Consider the following 3,453-nt stretch of genomic DNA (forward strand, 5'->3'; position numbering starts at 1 on the left):
AGCCGCCCGCGGGCGCACTGCGAGGGCAGTCGCCCCCAGGTCGGATCAGCTAACTCTCTCTTCAGCTCAACTGTGGGCCGGTTCCAGGCTGTGGTTCCACTCGAGAATAGCGGCCTCCAGGGTTTCGCCGTTCACCATATGCTCACAGTTATCATGCGAGCAGTAAAGTCCCCAATGGCTGTGTGGAGCAAAATCGCTGGGCCCGAAAATTTTGACCTGACCACCACAACGACAGGGTCCCGCTACACTTAAATTATGTGCTTCCATAATATCTCTCCTTAAAGTTTGTAATTATTCAGCTCTATCCTTGCGCAGGGTCGGGGGTCCTGTGGCAAGGCTTTTTGTCGCCATGGACGGCGACAAAAAGCGGTCATGGATGACGAAAAGCGTCCCTTGACATAGGACTCCCGATCCGGTGCTGAACTGACACGAAATTTTTAGCAGACTAAGACCTCAGGCGGCCCATACATAATCGTCAGCTTCGACACATTCAGTCTGCCCCGTCAGGAAACTCTGGGGATGGGCATCGACAACCATTTCAGCATGACCATGATTGATCGCCCAGGAGCTTCCACACACCGAACATTCCACCAATCCCTCGACAAATTGCTTGGATTTCATCGATAAAACACTCTGTTCGTAACTTCCACACACTGGACAACGCATTGTCAGCCTCTCTTTCGTTATATATGATTTATTACCATAAAAGGTTTTATGGATAAATTGTGGACCTTCACCCGCCACCTGTCAAGTAGAAATTTTTATTTTCCCCTTTTAAAACAGCATGTTACGCAACTATTCATTTTGCTGGCCAAATCGATAGTTTATTTTTTACTATTTGTGGTTTTAGCTCAACCCAATAATGGCTCCAACTAACTGAATTAGATCCATTATTATAGTTTAGAATCGGGTTTTATCTAATCGGTTGTCTGTATTGTTTCTTCGCTCCGCAGGATTAAAATCCCCATGCGAGCAGTGAAAAAAAGTGACGGTGCGGCAGAATAAAATGGCACCTCGCAGAAAAATGTGCCTCTACCCCAAAAGGAGCAAAGGCAAACACAAACCTGAAGGGTCGAAGAAAAGCGACAAGAAGATAAGAGGGCGCAATGGTTTACACCCTGCGGGCAAGCATGTGGCTCAACTAAGTCAGTGCACCATCATATTCGACGCGAACTTCAGCATCCGCTTAATCGGTGAGGGCTGGCGGTGGCGCAACGGGCGATCAGACTCAATCTCCGGGCGCACCATATCCTCCAGGATGGTATTCCAGCTATAGGTCGACTCGACCCGTTCCCGCGCGTTTCTTCCCAACAATCGACACAGGTTACCGCCATGTGCCAGATCAGCCAGCAGCTCCTCCAGGCGCGTTACCCAGCTCTGGGTTGATGACACATCGAGAACATAACCGGTTTGTCCGTCGCGGACGATCTCGCGTGGTCCGCCGATGTTGGAGACCAGTGCCGGCAGACCGCAGGCCTGGGCTTCGAGGACCACCATGCCGAAGGTGTCGGTGGTGCTGGGGAACAGGAACAGATCGTGACGATTGTAGAGCTCCGGTAACTCAGGGTAAGGAACCTTGCCGGTAAAGGTAACATCGGGCAGATCGGAACAATTAGTCCGCAGGGTTTCCAGGTAGGGGCCAATACCGACAATGGTCAGGGAAATGCCGGCATGCTGTTGGCGAATACGGCGATAGACATCGATCAAAAAATCAAGATTTTTGTCTTTGGAAATACGCCCGACATAGAGCAACCGGGAATGATTACAGGATTTGCCGATCATGACCGGCTGGGGCTTGAAATGCTCAGTCCGCAACCCACGCCGGAACAGTTCCATGTGGCGATGACGATAGCCGCGCTTTTTCAGCAGCTCCATATACTCCGTCGTCGGTACCAGCAGGGAGTCGAACTGATTGAAGAACCACTGGCTGTACTTCTCAATCAGGGCTGAAACCTCCGGCTGGTCGATGATTGCCTCGGCCTCCATGGTGAAGTCGGTATGGTAGATCCCTTTCACCGGGGTTCCAAGCATGCGACCGATGAGCACCCCAAGCAGACCGACCGGCCCCGGTGTCGAAACATAGATTTCGTCAGGGTCTTCCTCGTAGATCGCCTTGAGCATACGCAACACCGACGGAACACTAATGGTCAACTCCTCGTAATGAGGCAGTTTGAAAGAATGCATCGGCGGAATCACGAGGCTCGCTGCGGGCAGGTTCTGTTCCTGCTGCACCTCGGTCAAGCTGGAGAGGATTCGAATGCCGTACCCGGTTTCATCCGCCAGGCGGCCGATGGTCTGCAGGGTCATGGAGACCCCGTTGAGGTCGGTATAGGTGTCGGTCATCCACAGAATCTTTTTAGCCTTGGGTTCGCCGACATGACCAAGGCTGGTGACCAGGCTGTTGATCAGCCGGCGGTCGCCGAACATATGCTTGAAGGCCGAGAAAAAGGGGACGGAGAGAAAAATCCCCGGAATACTGGAGGAGAGACCGGCGATGATGCGGATCAGATCCATCTCTTCCAGGTTGGTGGTGAGGGATTCCAGCAGGGAGCGGAAATACTGATCAGAAATATCGCTGAGGCAGTCGTAGAGAAGCTCCAGGCGGGTATCGATGTCGTCCTGATCGAGGTTACGGCTGGTTTCAATCAGCCGGACAATGCTTTGGTAGATGTGATTATTCTTCTGTGACCGCATGCGGTTTAAGCGCAGACGATCCTTGAAGCTGAGCTTTTCCTCGGAGAACAGGTAGCGGGTCAGATCGCTCAGAGTCGAGTGGGTAAAAGCGGTGCTTTTGTGCTGGGAAAAATCGAAAGCGATCTTGTAGATGGCGAAGGTCAGTCCCTGAAAGTTGTTTTGCCGTCCTTGCGGCAGCAAGCGACCCTGCTTGATCTGGTCAATAAACTCTGCCGGAGTTTTCGCTACCACCCTGGTGCTGGTTTTGCCGATAAAAAAACCGGCGTGATCGTCGGAACCGCCGGTCAGACCCTTTTTCCACGGCGTTTCTCCCCAGGGAGCGATGCCGTGTTTTTGTTCCAGACGCTCGATATCATCAGCGGTCAGTTGCGACAGAACCATGGATAACGAATCATTGTGCAATGGACTGCGACTGCCATTACGTCCCTCAAAATGATTGAACAACAGCAGCAGTTTTTCCAGATGTTCCAGGCTCAAGCGATCATTGACCGCGTAGGTGGCGTGAGCGACGACACAGGCCAGATCTTCTGCTTTGAGATAATCACGCAATTCATAGAGATTTTTTCGCAGATTCTGGATGCGGGCAAATTGTTCGCGATCAAGACCATAGATCAGGATATGAACCTTGCAGCCGTCTTCGGGAAAGTAGGCGGTTGATTCCACCCCGGTAAAGCAGCGATCCGGATATTTCTCCACCAGTTCAAGAGAGCCCTTGATCCGATTGTGATCGGTGATGGTGACAAAGTCCATGCCGCGCTG

At 51.9% G+C, this 3,453-nt stretch carries 3 protein-coding genes; all 3 read right to left on the reverse strand.

The window, feature by feature from the left end:
- Positions 1 to 66: 66 nt before the first annotated feature.
- Positions 67 to 267, reverse strand: a complete 201-nt coding sequence (locus AC6F7T_RS01920; protein ID WP_191155827.1) for a hypothetical protein — start codon at positions 265 to 267, stop codon at positions 67 to 69.
- A gap of 186 nt (positions 268 to 453) precedes the next feature.
- Positions 454 to 621, reverse strand: coding sequence for a hypothetical protein (locus AC6F7T_RS01925; RefSeq protein ID WP_500716284.1), 168 nt, complete (start codon positions 619 to 621; stop codon positions 454 to 456).
- 525 nt (positions 622 to 1,146) lie between these two features.
- Positions 1,147 to 3,453, reverse strand: a 2,307-nt coding sequence (locus AC6F7T_RS01930) for a glycosyltransferase (RefSeq protein ID WP_500716285.1), incomplete at its 5' end; no start/stop codon positions are given.

Source organism: Pelovirga sp., assembly GCF_059864205.1.